This window comes from Rhodothermales bacterium (assembly GCA_040221055.1).
Classification (GTDB): Bacteria; Bacteroidota; Rhodothermia; order Rhodothermales; family UBA10348; genus 1-14-0-65-60-17.
Genome location: JAVJVN010000009.1, coordinates 358,709 through 379,474, shown reverse-complemented (window position 1 = coordinate 379,474; position 20,766 = coordinate 358,709). Strand labels below are relative to the sequence as shown.

The 20,766-nt window shown below is 61.7% G+C and carries 22 protein-coding genes; 7 read left to right on the top strand and 15 right to left on the bottom strand.

Annotated features, from left to right (window positions below):
• Nucleotides 1–9: 9 nt before the first annotated feature.
• Complete coding sequence (gene ppk1 / locus RIE53_04255) at nt 10–2,196, top strand: polyphosphate kinase 1 (protein ID MEQ9103887.1); 2,187 nt, start codon at nt 10–12, stop codon at nt 2,194–2,196.
• Nucleotides 2,197–2,204: 8 nt separating this feature from the next.
• On the opposite strand, the gene RIE53_04250 is transcribed toward ppk1, so the two are convergent.
• Nucleotides 2,205–2,633, bottom strand: a complete 429-nt coding sequence (locus RIE53_04250) for an SxtJ family membrane protein (GenBank protein MEQ9103886.1) — start codon at nt 2,631–2,633, stop codon at nt 2,205–2,207.
• Between the two features lie 85 nt (nt 2,634–2,718).
• Here RIE53_04250 and RIE53_04245 point away from each other — a divergent pair, with 85 nt between their 5' ends.
• Both RIE53_04245 and RIE53_04240 read left to right on the top strand, forming a co-directional pair.
• On the top strand, nt 2,719–3,222 hold the full coding sequence (locus tag RIE53_04245; GenBank protein ID MEQ9103885.1) for a sulfurase: 504 nt from the start codon (nt 2,719–2,721) through the stop codon (nt 3,220–3,222).
• Nucleotides 3,223–3,245: 23 nt separating this feature from the next.
• Nucleotides 3,246–3,725 carry a cytochrome c gene (locus RIE53_04240; protein MEQ9103884.1) on the top strand — a complete coding sequence of 160 codons (480 nt, stop codon included), beginning with the start codon at nt 3,246–3,248 and terminating at the stop codon, nt 3,723–3,725.
• Nucleotides 3,726–3,733: 8 nt separating this feature from the next.
• On the opposite strand, the gene RIE53_04235 is transcribed toward RIE53_04240, so the two are convergent.
• Both RIE53_04235 and RIE53_04230 read right to left on the bottom strand, forming a co-directional pair.
• Nucleotides 3,734–4,930, bottom strand: coding sequence for a CaiB/BaiF CoA-transferase family protein (locus tag RIE53_04235; GenBank protein MEQ9103883.1), 1,197 nt, complete (start codon nt 4,928–4,930; stop codon nt 3,734–3,736).
• A 3-nt stretch (nt 4,931–4,933) separates the two neighbouring features.
• Complete coding sequence (locus RIE53_04230; protein ID MEQ9103882.1) at nt 4,934–6,334, bottom strand: class II fumarate hydratase; 1,401 nt, start codon at nt 6,332–6,334, stop codon at nt 4,934–4,936.
• 79 nt (nt 6,335–6,413) lie between these two features.
• On the opposite strand from RIE53_04230, the gene panC reads away from it, so the two are divergent.
• Both panC and RIE53_04220 read left to right on the top strand, forming a co-directional pair.
• Nucleotides 6,414–7,265, top strand: coding sequence for a pantoate--beta-alanine ligase (gene panC, locus RIE53_04225; protein ID MEQ9103881.1), 852 nt, complete (start codon nt 6,414–6,416; stop codon nt 7,263–7,265).
• Nucleotides 7,266–7,375: 110 nt separating this feature from the next.
• Nucleotides 7,376–7,768, top strand: coding sequence for an aspartate 1-decarboxylase (locus RIE53_04220; protein MEQ9103880.1), 393 nt, complete (start codon nt 7,376–7,378; stop codon nt 7,766–7,768).
• A gap of 20 nt (nt 7,769–7,788) precedes the next feature.
• Here RIE53_04220 and RIE53_04215 read toward each other — a convergent pair whose 3' ends face one another.
• The gene (locus RIE53_04215; GenBank protein MEQ9103879.1) at nt 7,789–8,766 is read right to left on the bottom strand and encodes a PhoH family protein; all 978 of its coding nucleotides are present in this window, start codon (nt 8,764–8,766) and stop codon (nt 7,789–7,791) included.
• A 68-nt stretch (nt 8,767–8,834) separates the two neighbouring features.
• Between RIE53_04215 and dapF the strand changes: the two genes are divergently transcribed.
• A complete protein-coding gene (dapF, locus tag RIE53_04210; protein ID MEQ9103878.1) occupies nt 8,835–9,686 on the top strand; it encodes a diaminopimelate epimerase in 852 nt (283 codons plus the stop codon).
• A 29-nt stretch (nt 9,687–9,715) separates the two neighbouring features.
• Here dapF and RIE53_04205 read toward each other — a convergent pair whose 3' ends face one another.
• The 9 genes from RIE53_04205 to rplU all read right to left on the bottom strand — a co-directional run bounded on the left by RIE53_04205 (nt 9,716) and on the right by rplU (nt 17,888).
• Nucleotides 9,716–11,794 carry a peptidyl-prolyl cis-trans isomerase gene (locus tag RIE53_04205; GenBank protein ID MEQ9103877.1) on the bottom strand — a complete coding sequence of 693 codons (2,079 nt, stop codon included), beginning with the start codon at nt 11,792–11,794 and terminating at the stop codon, nt 9,716–9,718.
• A gap of 139 nt (nt 11,795–11,933) precedes the next feature.
• A complete protein-coding gene (locus RIE53_04200) occupies nt 11,934–12,701 on the bottom strand; it encodes a FliA/WhiG family RNA polymerase sigma factor (protein ID MEQ9103876.1) in 768 nt (255 codons plus the stop codon).
• A gap of 35 nt (nt 12,702–12,736) precedes the next feature.
• Nucleotides 12,737–13,006 carry a hypothetical protein gene (locus RIE53_04195; protein MEQ9103875.1) on the bottom strand — a complete coding sequence of 90 codons (270 nt, stop codon included), beginning with the start codon at nt 13,004–13,006 and terminating at the stop codon, nt 12,737–12,739.
• Between the two features lie 244 nt (nt 13,007–13,250).
• The gene (locus RIE53_04190) at nt 13,251–14,654 is read right to left on the bottom strand and encodes a sigma-54 dependent transcriptional regulator (GenBank protein ID MEQ9103874.1); all 1,404 of its coding nucleotides are present in this window, start codon (nt 14,652–14,654) and stop codon (nt 13,251–13,253) included.
• A 57-nt stretch (nt 14,655–14,711) separates the two neighbouring features.
• The gene (locus tag RIE53_04185; GenBank protein MEQ9103873.1) at nt 14,712–15,446 is read right to left on the bottom strand and encodes a HAMP domain-containing sensor histidine kinase; all 735 of its coding nucleotides are present in this window, start codon (nt 15,444–15,446) and stop codon (nt 14,712–14,714) included.
• Nucleotides 15,436–16,146 (bottom strand): HDOD domain-containing protein, encoded by a 711-nt coding sequence (locus RIE53_04180; protein MEQ9103872.1) that lies wholly within the window; start codon nt 16,144–16,146, stop codon nt 15,436–15,438. Before RIE53_04180 ends, RIE53_04185 begins: the two co-directional genes overlap by 11 nt.
• An 8-nt stretch (nt 16,147–16,154) precedes the next feature.
• Nucleotides 16,155–16,997 carry a hypothetical protein gene (locus RIE53_04175; protein ID MEQ9103871.1) on the bottom strand — a complete coding sequence of 281 codons (843 nt, stop codon included), beginning with the start codon at nt 16,995–16,997 and terminating at the stop codon, nt 16,155–16,157.
• A 282-nt stretch (nt 16,998–17,279) separates the two neighbouring features.
• Nucleotides 17,280–17,534, bottom strand: coding sequence for a 50S ribosomal protein L27 (rpmA, locus tag RIE53_04170; protein ID MEQ9103870.1), 255 nt, complete (start codon nt 17,532–17,534; stop codon nt 17,280–17,282).
• 39 nt (nt 17,535–17,573) lie between these two features.
• Complete coding sequence (rplU, locus tag RIE53_04165; protein ID MEQ9103869.1) at nt 17,574–17,888, bottom strand: 50S ribosomal protein L21; 315 nt, start codon at nt 17,886–17,888, stop codon at nt 17,574–17,576.
• A 163-nt stretch (nt 17,889–18,051) separates the two neighbouring features.
• Here rplU and RIE53_04160 point away from each other — a divergent pair, with 163 nt between their 5' ends.
• Nucleotides 18,052–18,726, top strand: coding sequence for a fumarylacetoacetate hydrolase family protein (locus RIE53_04160; GenBank protein ID MEQ9103868.1), 675 nt, complete (start codon nt 18,052–18,054; stop codon nt 18,724–18,726).
• Here RIE53_04160 and lysA read toward each other — a convergent pair.
• Together lysA and RIE53_04150 are read right to left on the bottom strand one after the other, a co-directional pair.
• A complete protein-coding gene (gene lysA / locus RIE53_04155; GenBank protein ID MEQ9103867.1) occupies nt 18,706–19,941 on the bottom strand; it encodes a diaminopimelate decarboxylase in 1,236 nt (411 codons plus the stop codon). The genes RIE53_04160 and lysA overlap by 21 nt on opposite strands.
• 36 nt (nt 19,942–19,977) lie before the next feature.
• Entirely contained in the window at nt 19,978–20,757 is a 780-nt protein-coding gene (locus tag RIE53_04150) for a lysophospholipid acyltransferase family protein (protein ID MEQ9103866.1), read from the bottom strand.
• Between the last annotated feature and the right edge of the window lie 9 nt (nt 20,758–20,766).

The following is a 20,766-nucleotide window of genomic DNA, read 5'->3' as shown; positions in this document are numbered from 1 at the left end:
GATACCGGGATGGAAGAGATGGAAACCAGCTACAGCCTGGTCGACGTGGTACCCACTTCGACGGCACCGCGTGTTGTCCCGCAACGGGTAACGCTCGACGACGCACGCCTGTACTTCAACCGGGAGATGAGTTGGCTGGACTTCAACTGGCGGGTACTGTACCAGGCCAGGGACTGCCGGGTGCCGGTACTGGAACGCGCCCGGTTCCTGTCGATTGCCGCCACGAACCTGGACGAGTTCTTCCGCAAGCGGATTGGCGGGCTCAAGCGGCAGGCTGCTGCCGGCGTGGACCGGCCGTCGCCGGACGGGCGCTCTCCCCAGGATCAGCTCCAATTGGCCCGGGAAGCCACGGCCCGGATGGCCGTTGCGTTGGCCGACGCCTGGGAACGCGAACTTCGACCCACGCTGGCCACGGTCGCACAGGTCCGGGTGACAGATTTCGAGGACCTGGATGACGACGGGAAAATGTACGTCTGTCACTGGTTCCAGCAGCACATCTTCCCGATCCTGACGCCCCTGGCCGTGGATCCGGGCCATCCGTTCCCGTTCATTTCGAACCTGAGCCTGTCGCTGGCGGTCACCCTTCGCCACCCGACCCGCCACACGGAGCATTTTGCCCGCCTGAAGGTGCCCACCAGTCGTGGACGCTTCGTACCCCTGCCCGACGGCGAGACGTTCGTGCCCATTGAGCAGGTCATATCGAACAACATCGGCGACCTGTTCCGGGGCATGCAGGTCATTGGTGTGCACGCGTTCCGGATTACACGGAATGCGGACATAGAGCGGGACGAGGAGGAAGCGGATGATCTCATTGCCATGATTTCCGACGAACTCCGGGAGCGGCGGTTTGCCCCCATTGTCCGTCTTGAAGTCGACGCCAATATGCCCCGGGACGTCGTGGACCTGCTGAAGCGGGAGCTGAATCTGACCGAAGCCGACACGTACCGCTCGAACGGGGCGTTGGACCTGGGGTCGGTAGGTGCGCTGGCCAATGTGCCGCGTCCAGGGCATCAATACGAGCACTGGGAGCCGGTCGTCCCCACACGGTTGTTGCACGAAGGGGAGGCCAAGGACCGGTTGGACATGTTCGAGATCATCCGCCGTGCAGATCTCATGGTGCATCACCCGTACGAATCGTTCACATCAAGTGTGTTGCGCTTCCTGGACGAAGCCGCAGACGATGCGCACGTCGTGGCCATCAAGCAGACCCTGTATCGTACCTCCGATGAATCGCCCATCGTCAAAGCCCTCATCCGTGCGGCGGAGAAAGGCAAGCAGGTGGCCGTTCTCGTGGAAGTCAAGGCCCGGTTCGACGAGAAGAACAATATCGAGTGGGGACAGAAGCTGGAGGAGTCGGGCGTCCATGTGACCTATGGTCTCGTCGGACTGAAAACCCATTCAAAGACCACGCTCGTCATCCGGGAAGAAGCAGACGGGCTCCGTACGTATTGCCATATCGGCACGGGGAATTACAATCCCACGACGGCACGGCTCTACACCGACACCGGGTTGTTCACGTGCGCTCCGGACATTGGTCGGGACATGATCAACCTGTTCCATTACCTGACGGGATACGCCCCCGAACAGCATTATTTGCGCCTGATTGTCGCCCCGCGTGAAATGCGGCGCCATTTCATTGACCTCGTCCATGCCGAAGTGGCGCATCACAAGGCGCATGGAAACGGGCGCATCATCGCGAAAATGAATGCGCTGGATGATCTGGTCATGATCCGGGAGCTCTACCGGGCAAGTCAGGCAGGCGTGCAGGTGGACCTGATTGTGCGGGGGCATTGCCGCCTGCGTCCCGGGCTGAAACGATACTCGGAAAACATCCGGGTCGTGAGCATCATCGGGCGGTTCCTGGAGCACAGCCGCGTCTATTACTTCCAGAACAACAACCATCCGCGGGTCTTCATTGGCAGCGCGGACTGGCAGCGCCGGAACCTGGAAGACCGGGTCGAGGTGGTCGTCGAGATCGACGATGCGTCCATCCGGGCACGCTTCATCCGGAGCCTTCAGCTGGCACTAAGCGACCCTGCCTCGGCGTGGGAATTGCAGTCCGACGGACGGTGGCTGCTCAGGATGCCGGAAGATCCGGACGCCCCTATCCATGGATTCCAGCAGGTCCTCATGGAGCGGGCGCGATCGCGCACGGAGCAAGCCGATTCACCGTGGGACATCGGGCCGGCGGCGTAGAAGGCTGTTCAGAACAGGCGCCGGAAACGGGTGGCAGGCGGCTCCGCGGGCTCTTTCGGGATCCAGTAGGTGGCCAATGTGGCATCGGGCCGTTTTTTCAGCGGATCCTTCCCCAGAAGCCGCATGAAGATTCCGATGGGCGTGACGACGAGCGCGAACACGATGAACAGGATGACCCGCGTCATGACGAATCCGAGCAGCACGGCCAGCATCATCCAGGATCGATGGATGGGGCGGAGGAGTCCGGGCAGCCATCGGCCCGTCACCCAGAGGGTCGTGGCGGCCGAAATTGCGATCAGGACACCGGGTTGGACGACGGATCGGGTTTTGTACAGGAGATACGCGGCGACGAGCAGCCCCACGATGGCCATGAGCCGCGCGAACCCGTAAACGGCGATGTCAGATGCGTCAATCTGTTTGAACTCGTCCCGAATCATGCCGGAAGATACGTCCTGGATTGCGATCGGGAGGTATATTGCAGTGTGTGGCTCTTATTTGGTCCAGGATATTCCTTGCCGGTCCGTGATGCTCATTCCAACGCTTGAAACCCTTCGGTATGAGGGCGAGCCCACGGTGGCCGCGCTCATTGAAAAACCCGCCCCGGGCGTCCACGTCCGCGTATCCCGCGTGGATGTGTTGCAAGGCGCAGGGTTTGCGGGCGACCACGCCAGGAAATCGTTCTGGAAAGGAGAGGATGTCCCCGGTCGGCACGTGACGGCCATCGCCCGGGAAGTCCTGGATGTCCTGGGCACGGCCTGGGACGTTCCCGGAGACAACCTGGTCACCTCGGGCGTGGATCTGTCCCGGTTGAAGGAAGGGGACCGGTTGCGCATGGGCAACGTCACGCTCATCCGGACCGCAAAGCCGCACCGTCCGTGTGATCTGTTTGCCCGCCGGACATCCGAGGAGGCCCGCCAGGCCGTATTGGCGACCGGGACCCGGGGAGCGTTGTTTGAAGTGGAATCGGGGGGCAGCCTCGTGACCGGTCAGCGGGTGGATGTGGCCCCCCTCATCACATCACCGTAATGAAAACAGGAGTGTGGGATAGCATGAGAAGTGAATGGAACGGTTCGGGACACGGCGCCGGTGGCAGCTTCCCGTTCGGTGTGCTGGTCATCGTATTGATGACCGGTTGCAGTCCTACGTCCGGGCAGGTGGCCGGCCAGGACGTCTTTGCCCGGTACTGTGCCTTGTGTCATCAGCCTGACGGTGTGGGCGTCCCGGGTGCCTTTCCGCCCCTCACGGACAGCGAGTGGGCGCAGGGTGATGAAGGCAGACTCATACGTCTTGTATTGAACGGCATGCAGGGTCCCATCACCGTACATGGCCAGGAATACAACAACGTGATGACCCCGCATGCCTTCCTGACCGACGAGCAGATTGCCAACGTGTTGACCTACGTCCGGTCGTCCTTCGGCAACGATGCCGGTCCGGTCTCGGTGGAACAGGTGGCGCGTGTCCGGGAAACCAATACCCAGGAAGGACTGTGGCTGGTCAGTGAACTGGAAGGCACCGTCGGCATCGATTGAGCGACTGATCAGTCCGTACCGAGGTATGTTGACCCCTCGCCGGAAAACTCGGTCCGGATGGCTTCCGTGTGTGCGCCCAGGACGGGGGGCTCCGTCAGGTGTGGCATGGGGCCGGACGAGTCCCGGCGGATGCCGAGCCGACTCCGGAGGCCTTTCCGGCGACCCGCGGTGTCATGCAGGAAGAGCGCATCGTGCGCATGTGCGAGTGCTGTTTCCAGGTCGGCGACGCGCCCGGCAGGCACCCGTGCGGCGCGGCAGTCGGCCAGGAACGCATCTGTTGATCGCTTCCCGATGCTGTCCTGCAGACGCTCCTTGAGTATCGTCCGGTTCCGGACGCGGGCTGCATTCGTGGCGAAGCGCGGATCCCTCGACAGGGGCACCTCCAGAAGATCGCACAGCGCATGGAACTGGCCGTCCGACCCGACCGCGACTACAACGGGTGTCCCGTCCGTGCAGGTGAATACGGTTCCATAAGGCGCAATCATGGGATGATCCGATCCTTCCGGTCCGGTGTCCACACCCGTGTGCAGGAATCCGGTGGCGCGATTGGCGAGCGATGCGAGCGCGGCATCCATGAGGCTGACTTCTACGACCGCACCCCGCCCGTGAGTCGCCCGATTCAGCAAGGCTACGAGGAGCTCCTCCTTGAGTCCATGTGCCGCAAGGAGATCCATGAGTGCGACCGGCATCTTCTGCGGTCCGCTGGCCGATCCGTTCAGGTGGTAGAACCCGGACTCCGCCTGGATGAGGGCGTCAAATCCTGGTCGCTCCGGGTCGTCGGCGTATCCGGAAATCAGGCCGACAATCAGGCGCGGCCAGGCCTGTCGCCAGGCTTCGATATCGGTGCCCGTGCGCGCGCGGGCGCCGGGCAAGGCGTTCACGAGAACGATATCCGCGCGCGCCACCAGACGGTCCCGGACAGCGCGCCCTTCCTCCGTGGCCAGGTCCAGCACCACGGACTCCTTGCCCCAATTGCACGCATGGAAGTACGCCGAGCGCCCATCAGATTGTTCGCCGGACTGAAGCCAGCTCCGCGTCACGTCCCCACCCGTGTGAGGGTTTTCGACCTTTATGACGCGGGCGCCGAGTTCGGCGAAGTACTGGCCGACACTCGGCCCGGCAAGCACCGAGGCCAATTCCACGACCAGGAGGTTCGCGAACGGGAAGCCATCCGGCCCGGGCGGGACCTGTGAAACCGGGTCCACGGCTCAGGCCCCGGGGATGCCGGGCTCCGTCATGTGGCGGACATCCAGGACGGCGTCCAGTTCATCGGCGGGAATGAGCCCCATGTCGAGCACGATGTCCCGGACGGATCGCTTCTCGGCAGCGCTCCGCTTGGCCACTTTGGATGCCATGTCATACCCGATGGTCCGATTCAAGGCCGTTGCAATGGACGGATTGAGTTCCAGCAGCTCACGGCATCGTTCCCGGTTCGCGGTAATCCCTTCCAGGCAGCGGGTCCGGAAGGCGGCGAGACCACCCGACAGGATGGATACGCTCTCGAGCATGGCGTGGGTCATGACGGGCATCATCACGTTCAGCTCGAAATTTCCGTGCTGTCCGCCGACGGTGATGGTCGTATGGTTGCCCATGACGCGGGCCGCCACCATCATCATGGCTTCGCTCATGACCGGATTCACCTTGCCCGGCATGATGCTCGATCCGGGCTGGATGGCAGGGAGCTGGATTTCAGAGAGTCCGGACGTGGGGCCGGAAGAGAGGTGCCGGATGTCGTTCACGATTTTCATGAGCGAGACGGCCAGGGTATTCAATGCGCCAGATGCTGAAACGTAGGCATCCTTGGCCGCCTGGGCCTCGAAATGATTGTCGGCCTCCCGGAACGTGTGTCCGGTCAATGCGCTGATTTCGCGGATGGCGGCCTCGGCAAAGCCGGGAGGGCAGTTGATGCCCGTGCCGGTCGCTGTTCCACCGAGCGCAAGTTCGGACAATTCGTCAATGCCGGTCTGCACGCGCGCCATACCCTTGCGGATCTGGGCGGCGTATCCACCGAACTCCTGTCCAAGACGTACCGGCGTAGCATCCATGAGATGGGTCCGCCCCGACTTGAGGACATCGTCGAAAGCGTCCGCCTTGGCCGCCAGAGCATTGGCGAAGTCATTCAGGGCGGGCAGGAGTTCGTGTTTCAGCGCCAGTACGGCGGCTACATGCATGGCCGTGGGAATGACATCGTTCGATGACTGCGACATGTTCACGTCATCGTTCGGGTGCACGAGCTTGCTGCCCCGGTCGCCCCCCATGGCCACGCTGGCCAGGTTGGCGAGCACTTCGTTGGCATTCATGTTCGTGGACGTTCCGGATCCCGTCTGGAAAATATCGAGCACGAACTCGGCGTCGAATTCGCCCTTTCTGACGCGGTCAGCGGCATCCAGGATGGCGTCGCGTTTGTCCGCGGACAGCAGTCCGAGGTCTGTGTTGGCCCGGGCAGCAGCGGCCTTCACGACGGCGATCGCTTCAATGAATCGGCGCGGGAACCGGATTCCGGAGATGGGGAAGTTGTCGTGTGCCCGTTGGGTCTGGGCCGCATACCACGCATCGGCCGGCACCTGCACGTCGCCGAGAGAATCTTTTTCTGTCCGAAAATCACGCATTCCTGTAACCATGTGTTGGGTTCATCCTCTATAATACGCTCTCTCTCGAAGCCGACGTGTTGATCTTTCCTGAATATAGATGGACCTCATCCATGCCTCCGATGCCATGTCCGCCTGGACCCGGGACAGGCGGAAAACGGGCCATACGGTGGCCCTTGTTCCCACCATGGGCGCCCTGCATCCAGGGCACTTGAACCTCGTGGAGGCGGCGTCGAGGGAGGCCGACCGGGTGGTCGTGTCCATCTTCGTGAACCCGACGCAGTTCGGTGAGGGGGAGGATTACGATGCCTATCCTCGGACCCTGGATGCGGATGTAGCCGCTCTGCGTGCGCAAGGGCTGGCGCACGCGGTATTCGCGCCCACGGTAGAGGATATGTACCCGATTCGACCGAACCGGACCTGGGTTGCCGTCGATGGCTTGGATGAATGGCTCTGCGGCCGGTCCCGGCCGGGTCACTTCCGGGGGGTGACGACGGTCGTTTCGCGGCTCTTTGCCCGGGTTGAGCCCGATGTGGCGGTGTTCGGGATGAAGGATGCGCAACAGTTCTTCATCCTGCGGAGGATGACAGCCGACTTCGGATTCCCGGTGCGGCTCGTGGGCGTACCCACGGTCCGGGCCGCTGATGGACTTGCGCTGTCATCGAGGAATGCCTATCTGACGACCGTCGAGCGGGCCGATGCGCCACGTCTGTTCCGGTCCTTGACGGCGGCGAAGAAGGCACTGGAGGCGGGTGAGCGTCGGCCGGATCGGCTTGATGCGTCCGTGCGGGACGTACTCGGAGATGTAGACATCGATTATGTGTCGATTGTGGACACAGAGCACCTGCAACCCCTGGAAGCGCTGGTGTCCGGACAGGAGATCATGGTTGCCCTGGCGGTGCGCTTCGGGGCGGCCCGCCTCATTGACAACGTGGTTGTGGAGGTTCCGTGAGGCGGAAACCTTCCCCTGCGCCCGCAATATGACGGGCGTTGCTGCGGCCGTCATATCAGACAGTCAGCGAATCAGCCCGTCCGTTCGTCAGCCAGCTCAGCCCCGCTTCCATGCTATTGACCCTGTTCCGTGCCAAAATCCATCGGGCCCGCGTAACGCAGGCCGAGCTCTACTATGAGGGCTCCATCACGATCGACCAGGAATTGCTGGAGGCGAGCGGAATCCTGCCCTACGAAAAGGTGCAGGTCGTGAACGTGAACAACGGTGCCCGGCTGGAAACATATACCATACCGGCCGAGCCGGGTAGCCGGACCATCTGCATGAACGGGCCGGCTGCGCGCCTGGTAACGGTGGGCGATGAGGTGATCATCATTGCCTATGCCCGCCTGACGCCCGACGAAGCCCGGTCACACGCGGCGCGCGTCGTGCACGTCGATGCATTGAACAATCCCGTGGACATCCGGGACCTGCACGTATCGAACCCGGAATTCGCCCCGGGTTGACGGGACACGGCGCATGTGCCTCAGTCCCGACGCGACGACTCCTCTTCGGAATGACGGGAGTAGGCTTCGATGATGTCCTTGACCAGGCGATGGCGTACGACGTCCGACTGGTCGAACTGGATGAAGGCGATCCCCTGGATACCCTGCAACACGTCACTGGCCTGCACCAGGCCTGAGGTCTCGCGGATGGGCAGGTCGGTCTGGGTCACATCCCCGGTGATGATGGCCCGGCTGTTGGCTCCCAGACGCGTCAGGAACATCTTCATCTGGAGGGCGGTGGCGTTCTGCGCTTCGTCAAGGATGACGAAGGCGGAGTTCAGTGTGCGCCCTCGCATGTACGCCAGCGGCACGATCTCCACGGTATTCTGCTCCAGATAGGATTTCAGCTTGTCGCGAGGAAGCATGTCCTCCAGGGCGTCATAGAGCGGGCGCAGGTATGGATCGACCTTGTCACGGAGATCACCCGGTAGAAACCCCAGCCGCTCACCGGCCTCCACCGCCGGACGACACAGGACAATCCGCTTGGCTTGCTTGGACTTCAGGGCAGCAACCGCCAGGGCGACGGCCGTGTAGGTCTTGCCGGTACCGGCAGGACCAATGGCGAACACGATGTCGTTCTGACGGGCGGCCTCGACCAGACGCAATTGGTTGGCCGTCTTGGCCTTGACACTGCCGCCCGACGGCGTGAACAGGATGGTGTGCCCACTCGCTCCGTCGCCTGCGTTGGCCGGCGAGTGTCCCCGGTGCGACAGCGCCAACACGGTGTGGATGTCGTTTTCGGTCAGATTCCCGTTCCGGTTCAGCAGGACCGTCAGTTCGTCAAGGACCCGTTCCACGGAAGCGATTTCCGAATCGTCCCCGCTGAGGTGGACTTCATTGCCTCGTGCCGTTATCCGGACTTCCGGGAAGGATTCGTCAATGAGGCGAAGGTAGATATCGTTGAAGCCGAACAGCAGCAGGGGCTCGGCTTTATCAATAACAATGCGTTTTTCGGGCAAGGAGGCGTATTATGATGGTTCGTAAAACAGGGCCCGTGCAGACGGGGCCAAGATTGGATACCCAGCCCATGCAGAGAGCGCTTGTCGTCGAATTTACGAAAATGAATGGCGCCGGTAATGACTTCATCGTTATCGACAACCGGTTTTATCATTTTTCAGATGCCGAGCTGCAGAAGCTGGCTGTCCGTTATTGTCCCCGACGGACCGGCATCGGTGCAGATGGCTTGCTGGCGCTGAATGCTTCGCATACGGCCGACTGGCGCATGCGATATGTAAACGCTGACGGATCCTTCGGCACCATGTGCGGGAACGGCGCCCGCTGCCTCGCGCAATTCGCGCGAGCAGCGGGCATACCGGCATCCGGCGAGCGCTCCGGTGTCCCGGTCAGCAACTTCGTCACGGATGCCGGTGTCTACGCGGCTCACGTGTCCCCGGAGGGGTGGGTGCGCTTGTTCGTTCCGCCGCCCCGGGCGTTCCGGTCCGACGTACCCATGGCCGCGGAGACGCCGTTCCCGACCGCCTGTACCATTTGGACGGGTACCGAACATGCCGTCGTTTTTTCTGACGATGTAGCGCGCCTTGACCTTGAGGTTTACGGTCGGCCCATGCGGTACAGTCAGGCGCTCGGTGACGCCGGGGCCAACGTGGACTACGTTCAAGTCACAGGCCCGTCCCGGGTGAAGGTCCGTACGTGGGAAAAGGGGGTGGAAGCGGAAACCCTGGCGTGTGGAACCGGGGCCGTGGCGTCAGCCCTGGTGGCTGCCCACCTGGGTCTCGTTGAAGGTCCTGTCGTGACCGTGGTCATGCCCGGGGGGAAACTGTACGTGGGGTGCGGGGGCGAGCCGCTGAACCCCACGGACGTCCATCTGGAAGGACCGGCTGAGTCGGTCTATCGGGGCACGATTGAAATCATGCCGTGAACCCGGAAATCGACGATCAGGCCCTGCCCTTACTGAAGGAACAGACGGCGGTTGTCGGTGATGTCTGCTGACTCCCGGAGCGTCGTAAGCCACTGCTGGCGAACCTGGTTCTGACGCTGGGTCAACAACTGCTGGCGAGTGGACTCCATTTGTGATGGCTCCATGGGAGGCGCCTCGTTGACACCGGTCACGCGGAGTACATAGACGGCTGTTTCACCCTGGATGACCGGGCTGACCTCACCCTCGGCCAGTCCAAAGGCCGTTCCCACGAACTTGGGATCGCGTCCGATTCCGGGTACAACCATATTGGCGAATCCGATGGACTCTGCCGTGCGGAGAGGCACACCCACCGCGGCGGCGGCACCGTCAAATCCCGAGGCATCCAGGGCGGCCTGCAGACGGGCTTCCTGTGCGTCGGCTTTCAATTCATTGCGCAGTCGGGGCTCCAACTGGGCCTTGACGTCCTCGAAAGACTGGTAGCCGGCTTCCGTGATACCATCCAGCTGTGCGACCAGGAACACGTCGTTCAGTTCTATGACCTCCGTAACGGCGCCCTCCTTGGCGGTTTCCAGGAAAGTCTGCAAAGCACGGCTGTTGCCGATTCCGGGGATGAACTGTTGCTCCTCTTCCACCTGCACCACCTGGACCTGGAGTCCCCGGCGCTCGGACTCGGCCGCAAAGTCGCCTTCTTCCGAGGCAAAGTACTGCAGATCATCCAGCGTACCTTGTGCCGTGTTCAGGGTAGCCACGCTGGCACGCAGCGGGAGGGCGAAGTCAGCGATCTGAGCTTCCACCGTGGCACGCTCCGTTACCTCGATGAGGTGGTACCCGAAATCGGTTTCGACCGGGCCGACCAGGCGCCCGACCGGAGCATCGAAGGCGGCTTCTTCAAATTCCGCTACCATCCGGCCGGGGCCGAACCATCCAAGGTCGCCCCCACGGGCCGATGTGCCATCGTCCCCGAACTCCCGGGCCATGTCCGCGAAGTCTTCACCAGCCAGGATGCGACGACGCACATCATTGGCTTCCTGGCGAGCAGCAGCACGTGCTTCGGCATCGCCGTCGGCGGCGCGGAACAGGATGTGTCGGGCGCGTACAGCTGGATCCTCGGGCGGACGCACATCCACGATTTTCACCAAATGGACCTCATTGCCTGAAATGATGGGGCCAACAACCGTCCCTGCCTCGGCATTCTCGAAAACAGCGGCGGCAATATTCTCATCCAGTTCGTCTGCGCGGAAATACGAATCGTTCCACGGGCGCTCCGAGCCGTTCCGGGCCAGGAACGTGGAGTCGTCTTCGGCCTCGGCAAAGAGATCGCGGAGTCCTGCGACATCGGCCATGACAGCCGCCGTGTCTGCCGCCGTCGGCGCCTTGGAAATGGTCACATAGGACAGGCTGAACGACTTCTTGCGCGCAAAGTCCTCCTTGTTCCGTTCGTAGAATGCGCGGAGATCACGGTCGGTATAGGCGACGGAGTCGTCAGGAAGGGCAGCGTGACGCAACGCCACGAATTCGACATTGACCGTACGATTCCGACGGCGGTGGTCCGCCAATACTTCCGCATCCGATACGCGGACAGTGGCCGTGATCAGGTTGTCCAACTTCGTCCGGCGCCGTTCCTGGCGCAGGTAGTCCTCGATGTTGATCCAGTCCTGGGCGGCTTCAGGGTTGTCAATGAAGTTCTGGAGCAGGGTACGGTCAACGCCACCTTCACCATCCGAGAAATACTGGGTGATGATGAAGTGCGGATCCGGTCCCTGGACCATGTCAATCAGCTCCTCATCGGAAACGCCAATGCCCAAGCGGTCCATTTCCTGCTCGCGCAGTCGCGCTTCGACGAGCTGGTCGAACACGCGTTCGCGGGTCTGGTCCAGCATCTGCGGGGGCATGCTTTCGCCCACCTGGTTCTGGTAACCCTGTACTTGCGCGTCGATGGCGTTATTGTATTCCTCCACCGAAATCACGTCACCGTTCACGGATCCGATCGTGTTTCCGACGTTGCCGATGGTATCGAGACCACCGGAGTCCTGCAGGACCCAGATGACACCAAAGGCGAAGACGAGAATCCAAAGAATAACTCCGGTGTTGTCCCGGATCTGATTCATGACACCCATGTACAGTAGGGGTTTCGGTCAATAAAAGGAGGGAGGACACCCGTTGTGGGCGTACTGTGCGAAGCTCGGAAATATACGGCACCGCACATTATTTGTCTGTATTTGCCGTCTCCTTCTTTGACAATTCGGCTTAGGCCGCCCGGTTCGACATGTAGGCCAGCTGTGCGCGGAGCGTCTTCAGGACTTTGGCCAGGATCTGGGAGATGCGGGCTTCGGTCCGGTCCATGAGTTCGGCGATCTCGCGGAGCGTCAGGTTTTCGAAGTAGTACAGGGCCAGGATGGTCTGTTCGCGCTCGGGAAGCTCGTTGATGAGCGTCTGGATGTAGTCCTTGAGGCTCTCCCGGTCAATGGCCTCGAATGCTGCGAGCGTGTCTTCGTTCGGGATGGACTCGATCACGGTCTGGCCGTCATCATCACCGGTACCCGATGGGGCGTGCAGCGAAAGGGAGAAGCGGGATTGGGCGTCACGCAACAGCGTGTGGTATTCCACGAGGGACATGTTCATGTGGGCAGCCACGTCCTGGTCGGAGGGCTCGTCGCCCAGTTCCTGGCGAAGCGTATCCATGGCATGATGCGCTTCGGCCAGCAGTCGCCGGCGTTCGCGCGGGAGTGCATCGATCGAACGGAGATAGTCCACGAGCGCCCCACGGATGCGTCCGTAGGCATAGGATACGAACGGCGTGCCCCGTTCCGGATCGAATCCGTCCAGCGCCTGCAGCAGGCCGAGCTGACCCACGTTTTCCAGGTCTTCCCGTGAAGCCAGAGGGTGGTCGGGGATATTCAGTCTTCCCACTATGGAGCGTACCAATGGCAGGGCGGCCAGTACGACCGCTTCGCGATTGCGGGCCGAAGGGTCTTCGACGAACTGGACGGCGACGGTTTGGAGATCCTGTGACATGACGGGAGGGGTCGAGGGGTTTGAGGGGACCGCGGTCAGGCGGCGGCGGTTTGCTGGTTGTCTTCCACGGCATCCCGTTCTTCGACCTCTACATAGGGCGCCCCGTCAGCAATGCGCGCCGATGTGGCGGCATCTTCCAGGAAGCGATGTACCGACCAGTCGCCAAGCAGCAGGACGCCGTACACAAGCAGACCGGCTGAAATGCCCCACAGGATTGCGGGAGCGGTAGCCGTACCAGCCGTCATCAGGTGCGTCCCGGTGAGGGCGCCGACGAGAAGACTGAATTGTGTAAAGAGAGCTCGCATGATGGAATCGACGGTCAGATCGTTGGAATTGGAACCGTAGTCGATTGCCAGAGGAGCAAAGCGTGTGCCACAGGGGCGGCGACAGGGCAGAAATCGGCTCCACGGACTTAACAAGCGTCCGATTTGAGCCGATACGGCTTTTTTGAAGCGCTCGCATCACACGGACCGGATGGGAGACCGGCAGGGGAAAACAACCGCGGGGAGGAAAATATTTCCTCCGACCCGCGGCAAATCACGCCACATCTCAGTCTAGCAAGCCTTCGTCGCGGTACTTCTTCAGCTTGTTCCGGATGGTCCGTGCGCTGACCCCCAGTTTGTCGGCTGCCTGCTGCTGGTTCTGGTCGGATTCGGCCAGCGCTTCGAGGATCATGTACCGCTCCATGTCTTCGATGGTCTCATGTTTTCCGATCCCCGGGGCGTCCGTGGCCCGGCTCGACGCGTCGGCATCGGCAAAAAAATCATCGTAGACATCGTCTTCCTGCACCATGGGTCGCTCAGCGGACAGCAGCACGCCACGCTGGATCATATTCTCCAATTCCCGGACATTCCCGGGCCATGTGTGCGCCTGGAGCCGGGCCACGAGGGCGGGATCGAGTTGCTTGTCCTGTAATCCATAAAGGGAACAGTACTTCCGGACGAAGTGCTCCGCGAGCACGGGAACGTCAGTCATCCGGTCCCTGAGCGGAGGAACGGACAAGGGGAACACCGCCAGTCGGTGATACAGGTCCTCTCGGAAAATGCCGTCAGCTATGGCGTCGGACAGATTGCGGTTGCTGGTGGCGATGACCCTCACATTCACGCGTCGGACCTCCGATGCGCCGATTTTCTGGATTTCCTGTTCCTGGAGTACCCGCAGGAGTTTGGCCTGGATGGGCAGGTCGATCTCGGTGATCTCGTCGAGCAGCAAGGTCCCGCCGTCCGCCCGCTCGAAAGCTCCCGTCATGTCCTCGATGGCGCCGGTGAATGCGCCTTTCCGATGCCCGAAGAGATGGCTCTCCACCAGGTCCCGGGGAAGGTTCGCACAGTTGAGCGTCAAATACGGACCGGACGCCCGATCGCTGGATTCGTGGATGAGTCTCGCCAGAATTTCCTTGCCGGTTCCACTCGCCCCCTGGATGAAAACCGGAGCCTTGTTCTGTGCGACCCGCGGAATCATGTCCTTCAGGCGCTGGATGGGCGCGGACTCGCCTACATACGATGTAGTCGGTGCCGGTGCAGGTTTGGTTGATGCGCCTTTGCCCGTCGAAACCGGTGCAGGATCTGCTTTCGGCGCATCGATGGGCGTGGCCAGCGATTTCTTGACGCGGTCCACCAACTCGGCGGCGGTGAACGGCTTCGGAATGTAATCGATGGCACCATGCTGCATCATCCGGACGGCATGCTGCACATTCGCGTGGGCCGTGACCATGATGACCCGGGTGGACGGATATTTCTCGCGGATGTGGGAGAGCAGCGAAAACCCGTCCATGTCCGGCATCATGAAATCCGTGACGACCATGTCGTAGGACTGCTCGGCCATGAGTTCCATGGCACGCAACGCGCTGGCGCAGCAGGTCACATCGAACCCGTTGCGCGTAAACAGGCGCTCGAACAGGTTGTGGAGCAGGTGCTCGTCGTCAACGAACAGGAGATGCGGTTTGTCGGCCATCGGGAGGGGCGGTTCGTCACGGGAAGTCCGTGAATATACCCCATTTTCCGACATCCGTCAGTCTGTCGACAGCGGAATGCGCAACGTGAACTCCGTTCCCAATTCCTCTTCACCGGAGGTCAGGTTGATGCTGCCTCCGTGCAGGTGCAGGATCCGACGGGCAATGGTCAGGCCGACGCCCAGGTTGTGCGCCTTCGTCGTATAGAACGGTTCGAAGATCCGGGCCCGGACGGTGTCCGGTGACAGGGGGCCGACATTGTAGACCTGGATCCGGAGTTCATGCGTGGCCTCGACCACGTCCACGGTCACCGAAACCGGTGCGCTGTCCGCGTCGGTGGCTTCCATGGCATTGCGCAAAACTGCCAGCAGGGCCTGCCGGAACGGTTGAGGGTCGGCCAGTACGTGGACCCCCTCCGGGAGGCTCACGTGCAGCTTCGTGCGGGACGCCTCGACGTCCGACAACAGCCGGAACGCATTGGCTACGAGCGTGTCGGCCGGAAGAGGGCGGAGTTGGACCTGAAGGTCGTTCCGGAACGATTGGATGTCCTCAAGGACGGCCTCCATGCGACGGACGCCTTCCAGGATCCTGAAGGCATTTTCCCGATCCTCGGTCTCCGGAATGGCGTCAAGAAGCAAATCCGTATAGCCCTCGATGGAGCTGATGAGACTTCCAATGCGATGCGTGACCACCTTGCTGAACGCGGAAAACGAGACCATTTCCCGGCCGGAGATGTCGCGGACGCGACGGATTGCGGGCCTGGATTCCGCTGGGAGGCTGGTTTTAATGGCCATGTCCGTGGAGGATATTCGTGGAGAAGGATCGGTTTATGAGGCTGGCCAGGGGGGAGGCGGGCGTGTAGCCGGAGGCGGGGGCGGGGTGGCCACCCGTGGCCATGACATTCACGAGCGCATCCGGCAGACACAGGCGCCGAGCCGCGAATTCACCGGCTTCGGCGGCGTCCATCCCGAACTGCAATTGCTCGGGCGTCCGCCAATCGTCGGGGTCGAAAAGGATGGTGCTGCGGCTGGAGGCGAACAGGGCCGGTGCCTGGTACGGGAAGGACAGGGCCAGGATGATCTGGCCGTAATTGTACATCAAGCCGGCAGTGAACTCCGTTCCCGGAGCAGCAGGACGACTCGGAGCCATCTTGTGGGTGGCCCACGCCGTGTCCCGGGCCTGCCGGAGCAGCGTCTGAACAAGGGCCGTGTCGGCGTTGTCGCGGGCGGTCCCGATGACCATCTGTGCAACATGGGCCGGCTCGAGGATTTCGATGGCGTGCGTCAGGCTGCTGACCGTCTCCCGCAATCCGTAGTAGGCATTGTTGGCACGCTTCAGGATGGCGGCGACCGTGATGGCGTCCTCACTCAGGATCCGGGCCAGATGCACGGCATCCAGGGGCAATCCCGATGCAATGATGGCCTGAAGCTTTTCCGCCAATTGGCGGTCGGGAGGGCGGAGGATGGTCAGTCCGCTGAAAAGGGGCTTGTTCATGGCAGGGCTCAAGCGGCGAGGCGCAGGGCGCCGGTACGGGTCAGGCGACGTGCTTCTTCAATGTTGCCCTGCTTGATGTTGAGGGCGACCAGACGACGGCGGAGGAGCTCGTTGTCGGTTCGGTGCGTGAAGGCCTCCGTATAGATGGGAAGCGCCTGTTCCATCCAGCCGTTCTGGACCATGGTCTGGAGGATTTCATCCCCACGATCCACGGGAAGTTCGGTGACGAGCAGGGCGGCGACTTCGGCCGCATCCTGGGCCTGGCCACGGTAAAGGGCAAGGCGGAACCAGTCTTCGCGCAACGGAGCCGGCATCTGGGCGGGGCCCTCGGGCCATGCCGACAGCAGATGATCGGCGACCTGATCCCATTCACCAAGTTGCCATGCCCAGGCGGCCAAGGCGGTGTGGGTTTCCACGTAGTCCAGTGGCGAGTCCCATGGGGTCCCGGTATCGCCCACGGCATGATTCGCAAGATGCAGATAGGCGGCGGTGAAGTCCTTGCGTCCCAGATGTACACTGATCAGGATGCGATGCGAGGCATGCTGATTGGCAAACAGGTCGAGGGAACGACCCGCAAGGCGTTTGGCCGAATCGGTGGCTCCCAGCCGTCGTTCGGCCTCGGCCAGTGCCATGTTCATTGCGGCGCGTTCTTCCGGATGGAAGATGCGGCGTTCGTCCATGGCTTCCCGTGCCAGTGAACCGGCTGTGTCCCATGCGCCGTTGCGCATGGCTTCCCAGATGGGGGTCAGGGAAGAGTACGGGAGATCGGTCTGCTCGAACGAGATGTCGGAGAGCCGGTACCCGGTCAGGTACGATTCAGGAGCGGTATGGAGTTGTACTTTTCGCAACATGGCAGTATTCCGTTGATAGGTCGGTAGCCCCGAGGGGCGTGGTGTCCCGGGCATTGGTTGCCCGACCCGAACCATACAAAGGGCCTGCCAAGGTGTGAACCGGCCTCAATTGCCGGAAAACGCCTGTGTACGCGTTCCAAGGGCGGTAAAACTTTCCGCTCGGGCACCAAACTTTCCGCTCGGGCACCGAGTGCCATGAAAAATCCCCTGCCCGGAAAGCCGGACAGGGGATTCATGGAGTCTGGTAGAGGAGCGTCAACGGGACGCTGCATTCCTCCGGGGTCAGTCGGCGTCGACGTGAACGAACTTGCGGTTCTTCGCGCCACGCGAGAAACGGATAACGCCGGTCTGCATGGCGAACAACGTATCGTCATTGCCACGACCCACGTTGGTGCCAGGATGGAACTTGGTGCCACGCTGACGGACGATGATGGAACCCGCCTGTACGAACTCGCCACCGAATGCCTTTACGCCGAGCATTTGGGGGTTTGAATCCCGACCGTTCTTGGTCGACCCCATTCCTTTCTTATGTGCCATTTCGGTCTCCGAATGTGTTGTTTTCGACTACGGTTGGGTTCAGCCGGCCGTTACGGCCGTAACCTTGACTTGCGTGTAGGGTTGGCGGTGTCCGCGCTTCACTTTGTAGCGTTTGCGGCGTTTTTTCTTGAATACCAACACCTTGTCTGCCTTGACATGGTCAAGAACCGTGGCTTCCACGCTTGCGCCGTCCACGGTCGGCTTTCCGACGGTTACATTCGACCCGTCCGAAACCAGCAATACCGAATTGAACGTGAGCGTGGTGTCGGCGTCTGCCTGCTGGCGGGGAATGTACAAGGTATCGTCCTTGGCGACCTTGTACTGTTTTCCGGCGATTTCAACGATCGCGTACATATCTTTCCTCTTCTTTGGTGCACCGGATTGGTTACCGGCGCGAGAGACAAACAAGTCTGGTCAATCCCGACCATGCAATACAGGGCAGGAATGCCGTGGCGGTGAATTACCGTCAAGCCCCATAATATAGGTCAGAACCTGACCCGAATCAATTGACAATCCCATGGAAGAATTGAGAATTCAAGGTGCAGATGCCACGTATCGTCCCGGTAAACTGGTCTGTGTGGGACGGAATTACGCCGAGCATGCCCGTGAAATGAGGAGCGAATTGCCGACGGTCCCCATGCTTTTCCTGAAGCCGGCATCCGCGCTCATCCCGGACGGGGGAACCATTGTTCTTCCGTCCATGTCCCGGGATGTGCACCATGAAGTGGAATTGGTGGCCTTGATCGGCGTCCGCACACGAAATGCCACGCCGCAGGAAGCCCGATCGTCGGTTGCTGCCTTGGCGGTGGGACTGGACATGACGGCGCGGGATCTGCAGCAGGCCGCCAAGGAAGCCGGACACCCCTGGTGCGTGGCCAAGGGATTCGATACGTTTGCACCACTTGGGCCCTTTCAAGCCGTGGACGCGGACACCTTTCCCGTGTCCATGGACATCAGCCTGACGGTCAACGGGGAACGCCGACAGTCCGGGCATACGTCGGATATGATTTTTTCCCTGGAGGACGTCATTGCGTACGCTTCCGCCATCTTCACGCTGGAGCCCGGCGACCTGATCTATACCGGCACCCCTTCAGGGGTATCGGCGGTGCGTCCAGGCGACCGGTTGGAGGCCCGGGCGGGCGGGCTGCCGCCGCTTCGGGTCGACGTCCAGTCAGGTGCCGGGCACGAATGACGCCATGTACTCGCTCACGAACTCCTCCGGGGTAAGGCGCTTGCGGAGCAGACGGGGCGGACCGTCGACCGGGATCCACACTTCCGCCGGAAGCGGACGCATGTTGTACGTGGAGGCCATGGACATGCCGTAGGCGCCCGCATCCAGGATCCCCACGATGTCGCCTTCGGCCAATTCGGCCACGTGCCGGTTCTTCGCGAAGAAGTCGGCCGACTCACAGATGTTGCCCACGATATCGTATTCGCGGACCGGCCCGTCCGGCCGACTCAGGTTGACGATGGTATGCCAGGCATTGTACATGGCGGGGCGTACGAGGTGGCCCATTCCCGAGTCCAGTCCGGCGAATACACGGGAGTCTGTCGGTTTGATGGTATTCACGCGGGCCAGGAGGACGCCGCATTCGGCCGTGAAGAACCGCCCGGGTTCGAACCGGAATTCCAGCGCTGGATTCGGATGTGTGGCCCCATACGACCGCAGGGGGGCGACGATGAGCGACTCGAAAGTGGCCAGATCCAGGGGTTGTTCTTCCGGCTTGTATGGTACACCCAGGCCGCCACCGACATTCACGAACCGAAGCGTATCAAACGTACGCGCGGTTTCCAGCATCACACTGATGGCCTTCCACAGCGTCTGCGTATCCATGATGCCACTTCCGATGTGTTGATGCAGTCCGACAATCCGCAGGTCATGGGCGGCCGCGAGGTCACGGATGCGATCAATCTGTTCGACCGGAATGCCGAATTTGCTCTTTTCACCTGCGGTGATCACGTGTGCATGATGCCCGGCGCCCACCTGGGGATTGACCCGGACACAGACGTCCGATCCGGGATGGGCGGCGCCGAAGCGTTCCAGTCTTGAGAGCTCGCCGATGTTCATGACGACGCCGGATCGGACGGCCGTGTCCATCTCGGCATCCGTCATGTTGTTGGCTGAATACAGGATATCCGAGGGCTCGAACCCCATCCGGAGGGCCAGTTCCAATTCGGCCGGCGATACGGCATCGATGCCCAACCCACAGTCCCGCATGACCTCCAGGACCGGCAGGGCATGATTGGCCTTCATTGCATAGAGCAACCGGACCGGGACGCCTTCCAGGTGCGTTCGCAGAGCGTCAATACGTTCGCGGATGGTCTGCTCCCGGTACACGTATGTGGGCGTTCCGTGCGTATCGGCGATGGATAACAGGGTAGCGGGCAGGAAAGCCGATGTCGACATGGATCAATGGGATGGGTGAGGGGCGGAAGTTCGCGGTCAATCGGGAACCGGACCGTGAAAATTACGCGACGCACGTTCGCGCAACACCCGGGTCATGCGCTCCGCATCGGTGGCCAGTTGCTTCCGGTCCGTGCCCTGGATGACCTCGCTGCCGAATACAATCCGCGCTTCGAATCCGGGAAGCCCGAGCAGGTGATAGAGATGGTCCGTAAAGGTCACGTCTCCCCACCAGCAGATTTCCGAAGTCGCATTGCCCGCCTGGCGGTAATAGGCGATGGCGGCCGTGTGGACCGGCATGCCCAGTTCAACCGGGACATTGAGCAAGGGCGACCGGAAGGGCAATACGTCCTGTCCGGACGAGGACGTCCCCTCCGGGAAGAAGACCACGCCGTCTTCCTCCTGCAGGACCGCCTTCATCTGGTCGGCCACGTAGGGAATGTCCCGCAGGCGCTTCCGGTCCAGGAAAAGGGTACCGAAGTGCCGGGCAAGCCACCCGATTGCGGGCCAGTGGGCCAGGTCGGCCCTCGACACCAGGCGCGCCTGTACCGTGGCGGCCATCACGAAAATGTCCATGTAGCCGAGGTGATTCGACACGAGACAGAACGGCGGTTGCGGAACGGGTCCTTCCACGGTCAGTCGACCGCCCATGATTCGCAGGATACCCCGTCCCCACACGCGCATGATGACGTGCCGCCATCTGTTCAGGCGTCGGGTGGAGCGGGACACGATCACATTCCCGATTGCCCACACCAAGACCAGCAGAAGGGTCAATATGGTCGCTGCAAGCAGCCTGGAAACGGCTCTGAGATGTCGCATGTCAGGGGG